Here is an 18,647-nt window from a genome sequence, read left to right as displayed (position 1 = left end):
ATATTGCGAGGTTGATGAGGTAGGCAAGACCCGGCGCACTCATGCATTTTGCAGATATCACAGAACCCACTGTTTCGGATTTGCGAGGTTGATGAGGCAGGCAGGACCCGGCGAACTTATGCATTTTGCAGATGTCACAGGATGCGCTGTTTTTTGCTTATGGCGAGGCTGGTGGAGTTGGTGAAGTTGGTGAAGTTGGTGAAGTTGGTGGAGTTGGTGAAGTTGGTGAAGTTGGTGAAGTTGGCACTCATGCAATTTGCAGATATTACAGGAAGCACTGTTTTTGTTCGTCGGCGCTGCCACAGTGACTAACCCGCAATTTAGAAATTCTGTTGTATCTACAAAGATATCCCCCAATATTTCCGGCCTTCCGCTTTAAGTTGGCACAAAAAAGGCTCGTCAGGATCCTCCAAATCCTGACGAGCCTTTTTGCGTTTCAGCTACTCATCCTCCGGGTCTATCTCATAGGTGCAAACAAAGCGCTCGACGCCCGGATATTTTTCGCCTATGCTGCGAATGACGAACCCGATGCTTCGGTAAAACTGCACAGCCTCCTCGTCCGTTTCCACGACGATTCTGAGGGGATGCATGTCTTCGATAATTTCGAGAATGATGCCCCGCCCGAAGCCCGCTCCCCGGCTATGAGGCTCCACAGCCAGATGATGAATGGTCATCTCTTGGTCGCGATTAATGTCAAACCCGATAATGCCAACGAGGATGCCTTCGGATTCGTATCCATAGAGCATCAGGTTGGAGTCATTCACATAACGGCTAACCGTCTCTTCCAACTGATCGGGATCGGGAAATATGCTATAGCCGAGCAAGTCCTGTATTTGTTGTTCATGCAGCTTGAATTTCACATCGATCAGCACGTGCACTCACTTCTTTCTCTTGATTTGCAAATTTTAGATTAACCTAAATATAATCTAACAGACGCAACAGCTTGTCAATGTGCGCTGCTGGCCGAACTCTTTTTTCCGCCATCGCAGATGAAGGTGAGTCTCCATAGCTAATAAACGGAATCCCCGCGTCCTCGGCTGCCCTGCCGTCTATCCAAGAATCTCCGATCGCGATCCATTGATCACCCTTCAACGAGTTAAAATGCTGCAATACAGTCAAATTGCCTGAAGGAGAAGGCTTCATCGCTTCCATTTGCTCGCGGCCTACGATGAGATCGAAACGATCCTTAATCCCCGTTATCTGTAACGCGCGGATGGCGGCTGCATGCGAATTGTTCGTCACGATGACCAGCTTATACCTGCCATACAACCGGTCCAAAAGCTCGGCTGCGCCAGGCTCGAGCCCGGCCCCCTCCATTCCCTTCAGCTCATGGGTGGCTGCGATGCGCAGAGCCTCGGCTATCATCTCGTCGGTTGCTCCGTTCTCACTCGCGTAAGCAAGAAGTGTCGATGTCGTATGCGCATCCGCCTGAAAGTTTGCGGGCAGGAGTCCCTTTTCCGCCAACCATGCCGCTACCTCGCTCTTCATCGCCTTGAAGTCAATGCGGGATTGAAGCAGCGTATTATCCATATCAAAGATAATGCCTCGAATGCTTTTTGGAACCATCTTCGATCCTCCTTTCCCTACTTTTGCAAAGTTTTCGTGGATTTCGACAGTTTTCGCTAAAAACACTTATGAAGCGCTATATACAGGCTATTACTCAGTTACTATAATAAGAAAGCAGTGTATTCCGGATTGAGAACACTTTTCAATGAGAGGTATTATATATGCAGCATGCACTTGCGAACCACTATACGATGTATCTTGTTATGCTGGCATTCGTCATTATTTGGCTAGCCTCTTATACATGTCTGAGTTTATCCCACCGTATTGCCATCAGCAAGGGGTGGCAGCAAAAGCTATGGATCGCCTGCAGTGCGATGACGATCGGATCAGGCGCATGGTCCATGCATTTTATCGCCATGCTCGCGCAATATCATCCGGACCGGCTAGTTTATAACGTTCAGACCATCCTAGCATCATTGGCGGTTGTCGCCGCCGGTTCGCTCATCGGTTTTTTCATTGCGTTTCTAACCGGTCCCGGCGTTCCAAGTATACTAATTGGCGGAGTCTTTATGGGACTTTCCGTTTCCAGTATGCACTACATAGGTCTGAGTGCCATCAATGCGGTTGAGGTCCGCTTCTCACCGGTGCTTTTCATCCTCTCCGTACTGCTCGCCGTCGCTGCCTCGATTGCCGTACTCAAGATGTCTGTCGCAAGGAGCCCCAAAATACTCATCCGAGGCTTCCTTATCTCTGTAACTATCACGGGTATGCATTATTTGGGTACGCTATCCGCTTCGGCCGCACTCCCGTTGAACCATACGGAATACGGCGAGAATGCTTCGCAGCTGAACGCTTTCGTACTAGCGATGCTGATTGCATTCGGTACGATTATTTTTTTATCGCTGATCATTATTTACTCGCTCCGAATCGATCAGAGGCTCGCCGACCACTCTTCGCTCAAAGCCTTGCTGCTCGATACTAGCATCGACAGTATTCTCATGATTAACAGCCGGGGGTGGATTATTGAATTTAATCCTGCCGCAGCGGCTACGTTCGGGTATAGCCGCAAACAAGCATTATCCATGACGATGCTCGACTTCCTATACCCGTTCGATCAGAACGGAGAGGCTGCCGCTTCCTTGTACAGGCAATTAGCCCGGCAGGATGCCGCTCTCCTCGGCAAGCGGGTTCACATGAAAGCCTACCGCTCCGACCGTTCCGCATTTCCGGCTGAAGTTACGATTACGAAGATTCCATACGCCGGTAATATGATATTCGCGGCTACGGTTCGTGACCTGACCGAAGGTAAGCATGAATTTGCCGCCATTTCCTAAATTGGCTGGATGATGAAATACCCTGAGGCTGCTGCCTCAGGGTATTGGGATTGCAATCAAGCTGTCTGCTTGGCCGGTGATTGAAGTAGAAACGGGATGAACATCGAGACCAGGCTGGCAATGAAGCCGAACACGAACATCCCGTGAAACCCGCTGTAAAACATCGTCGATTTGGTTAGTATGGCGCCCATAATCGTCACGCTCACCGCTGTGCCGATATTGCGGGCGAACAATTGGAGCGATGTGGAAATCCCTTTTTGATGAGGCTCAACAAGCTGCTGGGAACCAATCGTGGAAACCGTAAAAATTAATCCGTAGGCAAGTCCGAGCATGGTCATCGTCGCGAAGGAGTACCAGAAGGATGTCGCTTCGTTCATCAAATACAGCATGATCGCCGTCACCACGAGCAGACCGTTCCCAATAATGAGCAGCGGCTTGTAACCGTACTGCAGCACCCATTTACCGCTTGGAACGGCGACTGCCATCCAGCCTATGGACGTTCCCAAGAGGGCAATGCCGCTTATGAACAGCGAATGACCTTGATTTTGCAGGAAAAGCGGGATAAAGCTCGAAGTCCCGAACAAGGCCGTACATGTGATGAAAGAAATAGCGATCATGATCGCTATCGGCCGGTTGCGCAGCAAATTGAGCGGCACGATCGGGGCGCTGATTTTTTTCTCATAAAGGAAAAAGACGATCATGCAGATCACGCCGAGTATGCCGTATATGTAATTGTTCCGCTCGACTGTCGTCGTTAGCAGCAGCAGGGAAATCCCAGCCGCAAACAGCGCCGCTCCGCCGTAATCGACCATTGATTTCTTCGGTTCATATACTTCCTTATACGGCTTCAGCGCAATTAAGGCGACCAAACAGATCGGAATATTAACGAAGAAAATCCATCGCCAACTCATATATGTGACGAAAAATGTACCTAGCAGCGGCGCCAACACAGCCGCCAATCCCCACATCGCAGTGAAGAACGCCTGCACCTTCCCCCGCTGCTCAACCGGATAAATATCTCCGGCGATAATCGCAGGAAATGGCATCATAACCCCCGCTCCGATCCCTTGCACCGCGCGAAATATGATGAGCTGCAGCATGCTCTGGGACATTCCGCAGAGCACGGATCCGCCTAGAAATAAAAGAATACCGGCGGCATAAATCCTTTTCCGACCGAATAGATCAGATAATCGTCCGGCTAACGGAGCCAGTACGGTCGATAGCACCATATACGAGGTGAAAGCCCATGCAAACAGGTCTTCGCCGCCAATCTCCTTCACAATAATCGGCATCGTCGTATTGGCGATCGTCGTATCCATTGAAGCCACCAGCATCGCGAGCACAATACTGATCATGACTGTCGTTCGATTGCTCAAATCATACACCTCCAAGCTGTCTTCTAAAAACTGTCCTCCAATGTCACATCCACATATTGTAACTTATTCTCCGCTTAATGAATAGCATGTACGGAGATTGGATTGCCAAAGGCCTTCGTTCACATCAAAAAATTTCTCTTTACATATCGCTTCTCCATATAATAAAATTAATCCAATTGAATTAGTCGGTAATTGATTGGGGACATGACAACATGACTTTAAGCGTTTTGTTAATGGGTGTAATCGTTGGTTTTCTGGTCGGATTGACCGGAGTTGGGGGAGCTTCGCTGCTCACCCCCATATTAATCCTGATTGGGATTCATCCATCTATTGCCGTAGGCACGGACCTCCTTTATAATTCCATCACGAAGCTGTTCGGCACGATTCAGCATTGGCGGCAGAAAACAATTGACTTCAAACTGGTCAAAATGCTAGCCATGGGCAGTATACCAGGCGTTATCCTCGCAGTTATTTTTTTGAAAATTTTCAACTCCTTCTACCACAATCAAGAGGTCATTATTAAGCACGCGCTTGGCTATGTCTTGATTCTGGTCGCTTTTGCCACTCTGTTCAAAGTGTTCTTCGGCCATAAGATCAAGGAGAACCGCTGGCAGCTTAGAAGCCTGGAGGAGAAAAAGGGGCTGACGATCACGATCGGCGCCGTCCTCGGATTCGTGGTCGGATTAACCTCGATCGGCTCCGGCTCGTTGTACGCGATAGCGATGCTCTACTTTTTCCGCATGGTACCCGCTACGCTCGTCGGAACTGACATCGCACACGCCTTCTTCCTGGCTACGACAGCCGGCATTTTGCACGCAAGCATGGGCAATGTGAATTATACGCTCGTCATTAACCTGCTGCTTGGTTCGATCCCCGGCGTACTGCTTGGCAGTATGTTGGCTACCAAGGCGCCAACGAATGTCCTGCGGACGATTATCGCCTCTTTAGTTTTAATTAGCGGCCTTAAATTAATTTAATCCACCGCAGAAACGCCCGAGCCCGCTCGGGTTTTTTTGTGTGCAAACGGATGTCGATTCCTGCGATTACCCGGGAAATCGGCATGGTATCTACCCATTTTTGGGAGGGGCTGGGCCATTGCCTACACAAGAAGACTTGCCTTCATCATACGTTGTGATGAACACCCAATGTGATGATAAAGGAGCTACTGCATATGCAGCGACTAATGTGTAAAGGCAAGATCCACCGTGCCACCGTGACGGAGGCCGATCTGAACTATGTCGGGAGTATTACGATAGATGCCCTGTTGATGCGCAAAGCGCACATTTTACCTTACGAAATGGTGCAGGTCACGAGTTTGCGCAATGCGACCCGTTGGAAAACATACGCCATTCCGGCTCCGGAAGGCTGCGGCAAAATCGGGCTGAACGGACCGCCGGCCCATCTGTTTCAACCCGGCGATCTTGTCATTATTTTGAGCATGGGGCTAATGAACGAGGAAGAAATCAGCGTCTTGAAGCCGCAGGTGGTATTCGTGGATGAACACAATCAAGTGCTGCGTGTGGAAGAGCACGACATTGTCATTCAAGAGCAAGAAGTGAAGTCCTATGAGTAATCTCAGCACGAGCAAATGGACGAAATACAAGCTGCTGCGAAGATCGGAGGAGCTCCGGGCGCATCTCCCGGAAACCGCTTGGCTGAAGGAGTCGACCTTCTGGCGAATGATCGATAAATACGGTCAAGTCATTATTAAGCCGACCGGCAGCTATGGCGGGCATGGCGTTGTGCGAATCAGAAAAACGGGAGATTCCGAATATGAAGTGCAAGACGGAGCCCGCAAAAAACGGTACACGAGCCAAGAGCAGATGGCCGCTTATCTCAAAAAGAAGGCTGGGAAAAATTACATTGTCCAGCAGCGCATCCATCTGGCCACGGTGAACGGCCGTCCCTTCGATCTGCGGGTCATGGTACAGCGCAACCCCCGCTCACCGTGGCAGGTGACGGGCAAGCTGGCCAAAGTTGCCGGAGCAGGCTTCATCGTGACGAATATTCGCATGAGCAGCGGCAAAGTCGTATCCGTTGATCATGCCATCCGGCATTCGGCATTGCGGACGATGCGATCCGGCGATCTCCTTGCCCGGCTGGATAGAGTCGCTCTGAAAAGCGCAGCCAAGCTCGGTCCCTCCTATCGCTGGGTGAAAACGATGGGCATCGATATGGCATTGGACACTGAGGGGCATGTGTGGATTATTGAAGTTAATTTCGCTCCGATGCTGGAGCTGTTTCTGAAGCTGAAAGATAAATCGGCCTTCCGAAAAATCAAGTCTTTTCACAAAAAATAAACAAAAGCAAGAGACACAAGCCGTCTCCATCTTCGCCTCACGGTAATAGTCTACATTAGAGTTTGCATGTGCGAATTCAAAGGATGACAACTACAACAGTTTTCCCGCTGAAAACGGTGAGGAGGCCCAAAAGATGAAGCAATTGGGGCTTTATTGCTCACGATGTTCGGCAAAGCTCCCGTTCCGCTACCAAGACATGAAATGCGCGTGCGGCGGTACGTTGTTGGTCGAGTACGACCTGGAGCGCTTGTCCCGAACATTCAAGAAGGAAGCCTTACTGACTCGCTACCCATCCATGTGGAGATACAACGAACTGCTTCCGGTGAGTGACCCGGATTGTATCATCACGCTAGGCGAGGGCTGGACCCCGCTTGTTCGCATGCAGGAATGGGAAGCCAAGCTGCCGCTCCGGCAGCTGTGGATTAAACGAGAGGAGCAGAACCCGACGGGCAGCTTCAAATCACGCGGTTTCTCCGTCGCCGTCTCCTTATTGAAGGAGTCCGGCGCCGCCAAGGCTGCCGTACCTTCGAACGGCAATGCCGCGGGCGCGTTGGCTGCCTACGCCAGCCGTGCAGGAATTGAGGCTTCTGTCTTTATTCCTCAAGACTGCCCGCCGCTCATCGTGGAAGAGTGTCCCTTATACGGCGCCGACACTTACCTCGTCGACGGCTTCATTCACGATGCCGCGGCGATCATCGAAGCCGGCAGGACGGAGCAAGGCTGGGTAAACGTCGGCACCCTGAAGGAGCCGGGCCGTGTCGAAGGCAAGAAAACGATGGGACTTGAGCTCGCCGAGCAGCTCGGATGGACGTTCCCGGACTGCATCATCTATCCGACCGGCGGAGGCTCCGGTATTATTGGCATGTGGAAAGCCTACCATGAGCTCAAAGCGCTTGGCTGGATCGACGGTCCGATGCCGAAGTTCGTCTGCGTGCAGGAGGAAGGCTGCCAACCGATCGTTGACGCGTTGACTCAAGCTCCTCCGCCTGCCGGCGTTGAAGCTAGTCCGACCGGCATGCGTGTCCCGCAGCCGCCCGACTTGGAACTGCTGCTGTCGATTGTGCAGCAGAGCGGCGGCACGGCGCTGGCGCTCTCGAAGCGCCAAATCGCCGAAGCTACGCGCACGTTGGGCGCGCAGGGCATCTCCGCGTCGCCGGAGGGCTCGGCAACGTGGGCCGGACTGCTCGCGCTCTGCGACAGCGGCTGGCTTCGCCCGAGCGACTCCGTCGTGCTGTTCAACACGTCGCACGCCATGAAATACGCGAAGCTTGGCAGCGGCTTCACGGTTCCGACGATCAGGAGCTATGCGGATTATGTGCAGCTCCGTCACTGATCACGGCCAAAAAAAGCCAGGAGGCTGAAACCTCCTGGCTTTCTATTAAGCTTGGCCGAGATTATTTTCTTCGTACAGACGGTACATCGCTTGAATCATCGGCTCCGCAGGGTCGCGATTCAATAAATATAACGTCATTAAATATTGCAGCGGAAGCGCACAAGTGTTATTGCCCTCTTGTACCGCAACAAAGCCGGCTTCCAGAACCGGACCATGCTCCTCATGAAGCTCGAGATCCACATAAATCTTCTGCTCCGGGAACTCTTCACGTACAGCCGTAGCTACATATGGAACGATGTGCTTATCGAGCAGTTCCTTCGCGTCATCCTCGGTTTGCGGCGGGTTCGGCAGCGGATGACTTTCCGGGCTTCTCAATAAATCCACGAAGAAGGAAGACAGCCAAAGGCCCGCGTTCGGATTCGTTTGGAAGTTACGCATAATCTCATTTAAGAAAAATCCGCATGTCGTGAATTTCTCTTCTTGTTTAAGAGTAAAAGCAAACATCGGACCATAGATCGGATTGTTTCCAATTTGGCCATCGACTTCATATTCCGGAAATTGCGCTTTCACAACTTCATTGATGTGTTGAAACCAAGTCATTATGATTTGGGCTTGTTCTTGCTCCAGATCTTGGGTTGTATTTTCTTCAGCTTGTGTATCGATCTCTTTTTCTGTCATTGGGGTGAAAGCCTCCTGAATCATTCATATTGGCACGAATATACCTATTGTACCGCATTTAATCCCGTTCAGAAAGCTATTGTTGCATTTTTAAGGCCGGATGCGGACGACGCCGACCTCCGAAGCGTTGACCGAGATCGAATTGCCGCCTTGGCCGATCGTCGCGCTCGCGGATTGTCTCACTCTGACTTTCGTTTTGCCGCTGCTGTAGCCGGACTTTTTACTCGATTTGCGCTGCATGCCTTCACCCCCTCTCGTTGAACGAAAATTATCCGTTTCCCGACGGGGTGCTACCGCTTTTTACGTTTTTTTTGCTTTTTGAAGATTTGAATATTAAGCGCATTGCTGGCTAGGGCATTGCCCATCTTAGCCGATGCCCGGGCAGTTTGATAGATTTTAATGACGATAAATTGTTTTTGACCGATACGGTAACGATACGTTTTCACTTTGGACTGAAGCATAGCAGGCTCCTCCTCGTCAACGCCGAACAATGACGTGTATGAAGTAGCATATGCAGCAGGATGACAGGCTGTATCGGCACTCGCATATCATCCGTCCGTGTGCGGGCTACAACCGTTTCGGCGTCGGCATGCCGAGCAGTTCGAGCGCTTGATGCAGCCTGCTTCTCACCAATTGCGTGATCCACAAGCGATGCGCGATGCGGTCCTCATTGCCTTTCAACACAGGACATGCGCTGTAGAAATGATTGAACAGCGAGGCCAGCTCAAACGCATAATGACAGATTAGGCTCGGTGCCAGCTGATCGGTTGCATTGTCCAACGTTTCCGGCCAGTACGCCATATGGCGCAGCAGCTGATACTCGGGTTCCTCCAGCAGATTCCCGGCAAAATGGGCCTGTATCGCCTGCAGGCGAGGTTCTTTCTGCGCTTTATCCAAAATGCTGTTCGCTCTCGTATACGCATAGAGCAGATAGACGCCTGAGTTTCCCGTTACCTCAGTCGCCTGCTCCATATCGAAAACCACCTCGGTCTGCAGCTGGTACTTCAGCAAATAGTAGCGGATCGCCGCCGCGGCGATCGCTCTGCTGGATATGCCCGCTTTCCTCGAACGCTTCGCGTCGATCACCTGCTCCATGCGATCCAGCAGATCCGTTACTTTGATGCCGATGCCTTGGCGGCCTGACATCGCGTAGGAGCCTTTGCCATCCGACGTATCGATGCCTAGCCCCGCTGCCGTGCCCGGACTGAGTGACACGACGCCATAACTCACATGCTTGAGCTGGCTGGCCTGTTTCTCGTATCCCAGCACCTCCAGCGCGAGCTTCACCATCTCCTGCGGATATTGCTGGCGATAGTCGATAACGTTAATGACCATATCCGCGTGCCCGATCGGTTTTTTACGGCCCTCGGCTGCTGTGGACCAAAGTCCGTCTTCCCATTTTTTATAGACAAAGTCATTCTCGAGCAGTCCGAACTTCCACAGATGATAAGCGATGTCCTTGGCCGTATAGGTCAGAATGCCGTTAGAACGCACGAGCACCTTATCTCCCTGAAAGTCTTGGCTATCCGTTGACGCATCCGCGCTGTCCTCCGCCTGTTTGAGCACCCAGCAGCCGGCCAGCTTCCCTTCCGTCACTTTGTGGAACATGTTCGTTCGGCTTAACAGCTCGAACGTCGTATCCCAGAATCCGGCGCGAACGATGGAGCTCTCCCAGACCAGCACATCGTAGTTGATACCGAACTGCTTCATTTCCTCCAACTGCTCGCGGACGATCCGTTCCGCCACCAGAGCGCCCATCCAAGCCAGATTGGATGTACCGCTCTCAATCGCGTGCAGCACGACAGCGCGCTGCTCCGCCAGCTCCGGCTGCGCTTTATAAGCCTGATTCACCTTCGCGTACGTTTCCCAACAGAAATCGCCGAAACGCAGAAACGTTCCTTCGGATTGCGTATGAAGAATGCCTACCACCGTATCCGCCAGCTGATTGCCAAGGTCGTCGATGTAGTTGTGCACCTCCACCTGATAGCCCGCATGAGACAGCATGCGAGTGAGCGTATCCCCGATACAGGAATTACGCAGATGGCCCACATGCGCCGCTTTGTTCGGATTGATCGAGGTATGCTCCACCAGCACCTTCGTTTGCTCGCGACGCATACGCTGCTTATCCTCCGTCTGATAAGCGCCGGAAGCCCATACGTTCCAATCGATATAGAAATTCAGAAATCCGGGTGCCACGGCAGCTACCTTGCGGAACAAGCCCTGCACCGAACCGCCTTCTTCGATGCGGCTTTGCAGCTCCCCGGCGATTTGCAGCGGTGATCTGCGTACGATCTTGGCCAATTGCATAGCAATATTGGAGCTGTAGTCTCCATGCTCGGGATGTGCGGGATGCTCGGTCAAGATCTTCAATTGTGCCGGGCGTTCGGCGGCATAGGCAGCGAGCAGCGCTTCGACATGCCCCTCCAGTTCTGCAAGGATAAGCTGTTGAATCATGGATAAATCCTCCCTCTCTCGAATAAATACAAAAAGCCCCCGTCTCTAATAAGAGACGAGAGCTGTTTCATTCCCGCGGTACCACTCTAAGTGTTAAATCTGCGGATGATGTCCGGATTTAACCCCTCCTAAGATAACGGCATGCGCCGGATCCCCCTACTCACCAGTTCGGGAGACCATCTCCCAGGTCCGCTTCGTTCCTGACATTCGTACCGGTTCCCACCAATCCCGGCTCGCTGCGACTGTCCGACAAGAACTACTGTCCTGTTCCTCAATGTTCACTATCAAGTTATGAATTGACTGAATATTACTGCAATAAGTGCCGTTTGTCAAGAAGCAACCAACTTCATCATCACAATTCCGATAAAAGCAAGCGCCAGCCCGGACTGCTCCAGCCTGGAAAACCTGTCCTTCAATATAAATCGCGTGTACAGCAGTACGATTAGCACGTTTAGTGCAACGACGGCGGATACAAGGCCCGCCTTGCCATGTTCAAAGCCATGCAGGATGAAGATCATGCCGACCACATTCGTTATCCCCACGAGCATCCCGAACAGAAATGTGCGCTGCTCCGACCACTTCGCAGAGGAGATCGCCACTTCCCTTCCGGGTTCCCGTGACGACTGGTCCTTCAGCCACCATAGTCCGAAACATACGGTGCCTGTGGCGAACATGCAGAACAGCGTCGGAAACAGCGGAGCGGATACGAGCGTCGTCCATTTGCCCGAGAGATCGTTACCGGCGAAGAGCAGCAGCGCCAGCGCTCCCCATCCGGCCCCTTGCAAATTCTTCATCGTGATTTCATTGGAATATCGGACGACGAGGATGCCGATGACAATGATGACGAAGGCTGCAAACTGCAGCATATTCAGCCGTTCGTCCCAGATCAGGTAGGCGACGAAGACGACGACGACGGATGGCAAACCCGTGAGGATGGCCACGAGCGAGGCTTTCCCTACGGCAAAGCCTTTGAACATACTTGCGTTAGCTCCGAAGGAAAACAGCCCCATCTGAACGCCGATCAGCGCCGAAACCGTCCAATCCTGATGCAGAAGAAAAGCGCTGATACCGCTGATCAGAGCGCCCATGAAAAATGTGCCGCAGAGCAGCACATTCCGATTCAGCGATTGCTGGCTGGTCCAGTGATAGAGGATGCCCCGGAGCCCGAAGCTTAGAGCCGCAAGCACGGAGTACATAAGCCACATGCGAAATGCTTCCCCTTTCTAACAACATGCCAAGATCGGGTAATTTTATCACACTATGCGCTATTGAACAACCGTCTGCTGCAAGATCAGCCGCTCCAGAATGGCATCGCCGTTCTTGGAAACCTTCACTTCGGCGAACTTCGCCTGCCGTTCGTAATCGCTGCCGGTTCCTTCTGGGATGAAATAGTGCTCGATGCCGTATTCCACGGTTTCGAAGCCGGTCCGTTTGCCGTTCAAACGAACTTCACCTGCCGCCAGCGGCCCCCCCTTCTTATAAACGCGGCTGAACTCATAAACGCCCGTGGCTGCATTCGGAGCCAGCACGACCGTAATGCGTTTGGAGGCGGCCTCCTCCGGCCTGTCGCCAAAAATAGGCGGCTCCGAAATCGTGTACCGCAAGCGCACATAATCGCCTTGGATCAGCGAGCGCGGGTCGAGCGGCTCCAGCTGCAAGCGGATCTGCTGGCCGCTTGCGAGCAGCCACTCGCTTTTGCCGATTTGCAGCGACATCGCGGCAATTTGCAGCACGACCAGCACGGCGATCACAAAGCGGTTCGCCGCATAGTCGGTCTTCGCAGCGGGTTCCGCCGCCTCAGCGTGCTTCTTCTCATACCATACGGTGAAGGCGAGAATCAGAATGCCTAGTATCGCGAAGGTGAACGACTTGTGCAGCAGCTTCCAGGCGAGATCGTAATATTTGTACACAAGGAACGCTGTCCAGAAGCCCATCGACCAAGCGAACACCCATCTGATTTGCAGCTGTTTGCTGACCGCCAGAGCCAGCAGGACTAGCAGAAAGAAGAAGCCATTGGCCACATAATACCAGTAAGACTCGGTTATAAAAGTGAGAACGAACATCGACAGCAGCAATGTTGGGTAAGCGCTGTACAGCACCGGCTGCCTGATGGAGGCATTCGGAATAACCTGACCGCCGGCGAATAGAGCGAATAAGAGCACCGTAAGGATCGTAACGACCGTTACGCCGCTCTCGATCCAGTTAAATAAGATAGCAGCGGTTAGCACGATGGCGGCCAGTACAAAGAAAATGCGGTGCAGCAAGCCCGTTATATAAATAAACGCTGCGACCGTAAGCGCCAGGAATGCCCATAGCACCGGAACGTTCTCGGAGAACGCGGCTGCCCCCGCGCCCAGCAGCAAGCCGCTGATGAGAATCGTGTACCGGACGAGTGCGTTCAGCTTTTTCGCCGCAATCATCCCAAGCACAACCGCAAGGCCGTAACCGATCAAAATATTGGCCGGCTCTTCGAACCCGAGCACCAACGTCACGATGCCGATGACGGTCAAGCTGCCTAGCAAAGAACCGACGATCACGACGGAAACCGTCAATACGCGGACGACCCATTTGGTGAAATCGCCATCCGCTTTCCCGCTCCCGGATGCTCCTTCAGCCTGCTCATCCGCAGCAGACTGCGTGCCCGACGGCTGCCAAGCCCGTATATAATTCATAAATTTCACGTTGGCACCGATGAACACGATGATGAACAATAAGCTTACTATGAAGAACAGTTCATTATAATAGTGGGCGACCAGCTCGATATATTTCACCGTGATCGCAGCGGAAATCCAGAGTCCGGTAAACAGCAGGTACGCTTTGTTTGTCGTCTTATGCGTATATCGGACGGCTGCTGCCAGCGCAATAACGAGCGGCAGATTCATGAAGACGCCATAATCCTCGAAGGCGTGTGAATTGGAAACATACACCAGCATGCCCAATGCCGCTTGAAACGAAATCCATTTCAGGAAGGGAGCTTGCAAGCGCCCTTGTTCCGTCCATACGAAAAGCGCGCCGTTCACCAGCACCAGGCCCAGCCAGACGGCGAGCTGAACGGCTTCCGTCTCCAAGCTTCCCTGCCATCGCGGAAAGAAATAATAGCCGTAAGCCAGATGGCCGAGGATATAAGCCAGTACATAGAACGGCTGCCACCTCGTTAACAGGCTGAACAGAAAAGCCGGAACGAACCAGACGGCGAACAACGCATAACTGTCGGCATGCGAGTTGTACGTTTGCCCGATAACACCGATTCCCACCCCGAAGGAAATACAGCTGGCGAACAAGCTGAGCTTGCTGAGAAACTGCCTGCCTGATTGCCGGGATAACCATATGGATAATCCATAGAAGCCGAGGATGAGGAGGAAGGCGGGAACGAATTTCTCCCAGCGGTTTAGCTTCTCCCAGTTGGTTGCGAAAAAATATACAATGGCGGTTAGCAGCGCGCTGGCTCCCAACACATAACCTAATTGAATTGTGATCCATTTCGATTTCATGTTGCAGGACCTCCTCTCGTCATACTCTTATTGTTACTCAAGTTACGCCGATTGAGAAGTACTATCTATTCCTAGTACCTGATCATTAGCCCTGGTGATTATCCCTTTGCACCGCACTGCGGTAAGGTTTGCCGGTGCCATTCATAAGAAAGCTCGGCTCCTCCAAGAGAGCTAAGCCTCTACCGAGAGTCCCGCCCATAGCGGGAATTTCTCCTGTTACATGCAGCCTGGCGAATCCTCGAATGCTGAATAACAGGAATTCCTCCCGTTTTTCAGCCCGTACTCGCGGCCTTTACGCGAAATGGGGATGAATGAACGGGAGGAATTCCCTTTATTCGTACAACTAGGCTAATTTTCTCGCGAATAACGGGAGAAATTCCTGTTACGACCTGCGGCTGACCAAATAAAGCTCGGCTCCCTCAACGAGAGAGCCCCGCCCCGCCGCAGTTCAATAAAAAGAACCGTCAAAGTGACGGTTCTCCAAGGCGATCATCCGCCCGCTTCGTTCATTGCTTCATGTTAAACTTCTGCACGGAACCTTGAAGCGCTGCCGCCATCTCCGACAGATTCCGAATCGCCGCCGTGATTTCCTGGATGGAGGCGCTTTGCTCCTCAGCGGCGGCTGCAACCTCCTCGTAGCCCGCGGATTGTTCTTCCGTAATTCCGGAGATTCGCTGCATCACAGCCGAAATCGTCTCGAACGATTGGACCGCTCGTTCCAGCGTATCCAAGAGTCGATCTGTCCTTTCGGAAAACATGGATATACCATTGAAAATGATCTTGAAATTCTCATAGGTATCGTGAATCCACGTTTGCCCCTGCTCCACGGCTTGATTGCCTTGCGTAATGCTCGCCATCACCACAAGACTGTCGTTCTGCGTGCTGGATACAAGATCCGTAATCGAACTCGCCGCACGAGTAGACTGCTCGGCCAACTTCTTCACTTCGCCGGCAACGACGGCAAAGCCTTTGCCCTGCTCGCCGACACGGGCCGCTTCGATCGATGCGTTCAACGCCAGCAGGTTCGTCTGCTGCGCAATTTCGGTAATGATATGTATGATTTCGCCGATCTCTTTGGAGCGATTGCCTAATTGCTGAGCCGCTTCTTCGGATTGCTTCATTTCCTTCTGAATCACGTTCATTTGATGCAGCGTTTTCTCCACAAGCTGCTGGCCGTCAACCGACTGCGCCCCGACTTGGTGGGCCATGAGCTGCATTTGTTTGACCTCCGACGTCACTTCCGTCAGCTCCCCATTGATTTCGAAGATGGATGTCGTGCTGTCCGTTATCGACGAAACGACTTCCGCGACACCGCCGTACATATTGTTCATCGAGACGGCGACGACGCCGGCACTCGAGCTCGACTCGTCCGCCGAGTGATACAATTGCTCGCTGGTCTGTGTGATCATATTGGCGGAGGTGAACATTTGGCGGATCAGAATGTCCAGATTCTCCCGCATGACATTGAACGCCTCGGCCAGCTTGCCGATCTCATCCTCCCGCTGGATATGCACCCGCTCGGATAAATCGCCTGCCGCCACCTTCTCCGTCATATGCATCAGACGCACAACCGGCCTCGTTACGCTTCTGCTGATGAAGTAGGCGATCAAACTGCCTAGCAGAAGAATAAGCAGCGTTATCATGATCATCGTCCAGACCAACTCCTGCTTCGTCTGCGGGATGACCGTTGCGTCGAGATCGATGCCGACGATGCCGATGTTTTCACCGTTTTGGTTGCGGAGCGGTGCGAATATGGATTTATGAATGCCGTACTCATCTGTATAAATGGAGCTGATCACCGGCTTATCCTGCTTGACGGCTTCGTTCATCTCAGGCGTGAACGGATACTCGGTGCCGTAATCGTCCTCTACGCCGGTTAGCACAATGATCTGTTCTTTGTTGTCTTTCTTCATCAACACATAGACGTTCTCCAGCGAATCTTCCTTCTTGAACGCCTCGAATTGTTTTTTGATTCGCTCATAAGCTTGGTGTTTCGTATCCGATATCTGCTCGGGGCGGTCCGGAATGACAGCGAGGTAGTTCGTCACGTTCTGAATATTCGTCGTTAACCGCAGTACGAACTGATCCTCCAGCTTCGCGGATAACTTGGTGGAGATCCAGTAGCCGGATAAAGAAAAGATGCCGCTGACCAATAAGAGCAGCAATACGATGCTGGCGGTCATCTTCACCGCGAGACGGGAACGGAATCCGTTCACCGCTTTTTTAAAATATGACTTAATCCCTAACATTCATTATTACCTCCTGCTCATCGCTGCTTCACCGGCGTATTGGCGATACGTCTGATCGATCGTTTCTTTCAAATAACGGACGATTTCGTCCACATGCTGCACTTCCGTATAGGGGGAGATGATGAATAGTTTGGAGGCATAGAGCGCCACAGAACTGTGATCGGAAGTTGGAACAAGCAGGTGCTTCTTCGTATCGCCGAAGAAAATTTGGTCCCGCCGTTCGCCCAGCAGCTCGAACCACAATTCGTTAAATCGGTTGTTTCGCTCTACCTCCTGCAGCGTGCATGTACCGCCAAGCTCGTCCTGAAACCTGGAGACGCCTTCCGGATAAATGCGCAGCAGTGTAATGATGCCGGGATTGTCTTCATTCACGATGACAGCCTGCGGGATTGCCTCGCGAATCGCCTCACGAAAAGCGAGATTCACCTCAACGAACTGCGCCAGAAGGCGCTGATAGCCCTGAATGCCAAAAGCCAAGAGTGCACTGTAGATGCTGATGGAGCTGCCCATACGGGAACATTCCAACGTATACCCCGTGTGGTATTGCCCATAACCCCGGTGTCCGACATACGGCGTTTCGTCAGGATGCAGATCCATCAACCGCAAATCGCCGGCCTCCCGCACCAGAAACAAGCTGGTGACGTAAGGAGTTTGACCCAGCTTCTGAAAATCGAAGCATAGGGAATCCGCCATATGCAAATGCTTCATTCTGCCATGAATCTGAAGCAGCGCATGCAGAACCTCCTGCTTCAGATCGAGCGGATTCAACTCGAAGTCGTAATCGTTGAAGAAGGCGAAGAACCCGCCTAGAGCGGAATCCGCATGAATGTGCGCTCTTGGCAAATCATGCTGCTTCGCAATGGCATCGCTAACCGCATAAATTGCGGACAAATCGTCGATTCCCATAGCATCCGTCGTGCCTGTGGTCGCAACAATATAGACGGGAATGCCGCCGCCTGCGACCACTTCTTCCATCTTGAGCCGCAAATCGCCGACATCCATGGAGCTATCCGGATTCGTGCGAACGCGAATCAAGTGGTCGCTTCCGATCCCCGATGCTTCCATGGACTTGAACAAGGAGTAATGCGCCGCTTCGGAGCAGAACGCGTAGAGATTGCCGGGGACGCCTTGCTGCAAGGCATTCGGCGCTACTTTCGCAATCGCGATGCGCAGCCCGGAGAAGACGGCGCCCTGCCCGCCCCATGTCGTATAGCCGCCGCTGGTAAGCGGATCGTAGCCGATGAGCTTCGACATCATACTGATGACGCGAACTTCCGCTTCCGCGCCCGCCGGTCCGTATACATCCCACAAGTTGTTGCCATTCACCATGAACGCCGCCATCATGCCCAGAATACCGGGGATGGAGGCCATCGGTAGAATGTTGGTCAGAAAATATTTGGTATGGTAGGGATGGGCGTGCAGCAGCTTCAACAGCTCTGCGTTCACTTCCTCCAGGGGAACGCTGTCTCCCGGAATCGCGCTGTTCCGAATCAGGTTGCTGTAGAAATTCCCCGACCGGTCCTTTTCTCCTTTGAGGTTAACGCCATTCGGGTTTTTCAAGGCGTCGACGCCCGTCAGGATTTGTTCCATCAGCTGAAGCACCATTTGACGCGTTTGCGGATTCCCATTCTCACTTGGGAACAAATGCTGCATATTCGCAGGTCTTCTCTCTCTCATTATCTCTACTCCTATCGCTAGATTCGCTAGATTGGCCAAGCATAAATACGCACACAAAAAAAAAGTGAACCCTGGCAACAATGCCAATAACTTCACCAATCGCAGAGCTGCAACTGGCTGACATATCCTTGTTGGATGTAGTCCCTCTAGTTTTGCGTCCCTATTTTTCAATAGGTTTGCCAGTATGCTGTTTGAAAAACTACAACTCCTTTCGACATCCATCGACATAATGTTTACAATTTTATACAT

Annotated in this window: 16 protein-coding genes, 1 riboswitch and 1 other annotated feature; of the genes, 5 read left to right on the top strand and 11 right to left on the bottom strand. The window is 52.2% G+C overall.

The window, feature by feature from the left end:
* Positions 1-440 precede the first annotated feature (440 nt).
* Both PUT07_RS10455 and PUT07_RS10450 read right to left on the bottom strand, forming a co-directional pair.
* Positions 441-878, bottom strand: a complete 438-nt coding sequence (locus PUT07_RS10455; protein ID WP_310190586.1) for a GNAT family N-acetyltransferase — start codon at positions 876-878, stop codon at positions 441-443.
* 37 nt (positions 879-915) lie between these two features.
* Positions 916-1,566 carry an HAD family hydrolase gene (locus tag PUT07_RS10450; protein ID WP_274467892.1) on the bottom strand — a complete coding sequence of 217 codons (651 nt, stop codon included), beginning with the start codon at positions 1,564-1,566 and terminating at the stop codon, positions 916-918.
* Between the two features lie 161 nt (positions 1,567-1,727).
* Between PUT07_RS10450 and PUT07_RS10445 the strand changes: the two genes are divergently transcribed.
* Positions 1,728-2,840 carry an MHYT domain-containing protein gene (locus PUT07_RS10445; protein WP_274467891.1) on the top strand — a complete coding sequence of 371 codons (1,113 nt, stop codon included), beginning with the start codon at positions 1,728-1,730 and terminating at the stop codon, positions 2,838-2,840.
* Between the two features lie 56 nt (positions 2,841-2,896).
* Here PUT07_RS10445 and PUT07_RS10440 read toward each other — a convergent pair whose 3' ends face one another.
* A complete protein-coding gene (locus PUT07_RS10440) occupies positions 2,897-4,216 on the bottom strand; it encodes an MFS transporter (protein WP_274467890.1) in 1,320 nt (439 codons plus the stop codon).
* Between the two features lie 212 nt (positions 4,217-4,428).
* Here PUT07_RS10440 and PUT07_RS10435 point away from each other — a divergent pair, with 212 nt between their 5' ends.
* From PUT07_RS10435 to PUT07_RS10420, 4 genes are all read left to right on the top strand, one after another.
* Positions 4,429-5,193, top strand: a complete 765-nt coding sequence (locus PUT07_RS10435) for a sulfite exporter TauE/SafE family protein (protein ID WP_274467889.1) — start codon at positions 4,429-4,431, stop codon at positions 5,191-5,193.
* A gap of 194 nt (positions 5,194-5,387) precedes the next feature.
* Complete coding sequence (panD, locus tag PUT07_RS10430; RefSeq protein ID WP_274467888.1) at positions 5,388-5,789, top strand: aspartate 1-decarboxylase; 402 nt, start codon at positions 5,388-5,390, stop codon at positions 5,787-5,789.
* Positions 5,782-6,516: a YheC/YheD family protein gene (locus tag PUT07_RS10425; RefSeq protein WP_274467887.1), complete on the top strand. Its 735-nt coding sequence runs from the start codon at positions 5,782-5,784 to the stop codon at positions 6,514-6,516. Before panD ends, PUT07_RS10425 begins: the two co-directional genes overlap by 8 nt.
* A gap of 133 nt (positions 6,517-6,649) precedes the next feature.
* Positions 6,650-7,849, top strand: coding sequence for a threonine synthase (locus PUT07_RS10420; RefSeq protein WP_274467886.1), 1,200 nt, complete (start codon positions 6,650-6,652; stop codon positions 7,847-7,849).
* Positions 7,850-7,894: 45 nt separating this feature from the next.
* Here the strand turns inward: PUT07_RS10420 and PUT07_RS10415 are convergent, their stop codons facing one another.
* From PUT07_RS10415 to PUT07_RS10380, 8 genes are all read right to left on the bottom strand, one after another.
* Complete coding sequence (locus PUT07_RS10415) at positions 7,895-8,527, bottom strand: hypothetical protein (RefSeq protein ID WP_274467885.1); 633 nt, start codon at positions 8,525-8,527, stop codon at positions 7,895-7,897.
* Between the two features lie 90 nt (positions 8,528-8,617).
* Positions 8,618-8,767 (bottom strand): hypothetical protein, encoded by a 150-nt coding sequence (locus tag PUT07_RS10410; RefSeq protein WP_274467884.1) that lies wholly within the window; start codon positions 8,765-8,767, stop codon positions 8,618-8,620.
* A gap of 50 nt (positions 8,768-8,817) precedes the next feature.
* On the bottom strand, positions 8,818-8,988 hold the full coding sequence (locus PUT07_RS10405; protein WP_274467883.1) for a hypothetical protein: 171 nt from the start codon (positions 8,986-8,988) through the stop codon (positions 8,818-8,820).
* A gap of 106 nt (positions 8,989-9,094) precedes the next feature.
* Positions 9,095-10,981, bottom strand: a complete 1,887-nt coding sequence (locus PUT07_RS10400; protein WP_274467882.1) for an arginine--tRNA ligase — start codon at positions 10,979-10,981, stop codon at positions 9,095-9,097.
* A 48-nt stretch (positions 10,982-11,029) separates the two neighbouring features.
* Positions 11,030-11,262: a binding site (T-box leader), on the bottom strand.
* Positions 11,263-11,310: 48 nt separating this feature from the next.
* Positions 11,311-12,186, bottom strand: coding sequence for an EamA family transporter (locus PUT07_RS10395; protein ID WP_274467881.1), 876 nt, complete (start codon positions 12,184-12,186; stop codon positions 11,311-11,313).
* 60 nt (positions 12,187-12,246) lie between these two features.
* Positions 12,247-14,472 (bottom strand): GDYXXLXY domain-containing protein, encoded by a 2,226-nt coding sequence (locus PUT07_RS10390; protein ID WP_274467880.1) that lies wholly within the window; start codon positions 14,470-14,472, stop codon positions 12,247-12,249.
* Positions 14,473-14,978: 506 nt separating this feature from the next.
* Positions 14,979-16,721 (bottom strand): methyl-accepting chemotaxis protein, encoded by a 1,743-nt coding sequence (locus PUT07_RS10385; protein WP_274467879.1) that lies wholly within the window; start codon positions 16,719-16,721, stop codon positions 14,979-14,981.
* A 6-nt stretch (positions 16,722-16,727) separates the two neighbouring features.
* Positions 16,728-18,398, bottom strand: a complete 1,671-nt coding sequence (locus tag PUT07_RS10380) for a pyridoxal phosphate-dependent decarboxylase family protein (protein WP_274467878.1) — start codon at positions 18,396-18,398, stop codon at positions 16,728-16,730.
* A 105-nt stretch (positions 18,399-18,503) separates the two neighbouring features.
* Positions 18,504-18,589: riboswitch (cyclic di-GMP riboswitch) on the bottom strand.
* Positions 18,590-18,647 lie beyond the last annotated feature (58 nt).

It is taken from the genome of Paenibacillus sp. MAHUQ-63, assembly GCF_028765165.1.
In the GTDB taxonomy this organism is placed as follows: Bacteria; Bacillota; Bacilli; order Paenibacillales; family NBRC-103111; genus Paenibacillus_E.
Note: the sequence above shows the minus strand (reverse complement) of the source record. Positions and strands in the feature narration are given on the sequence as shown.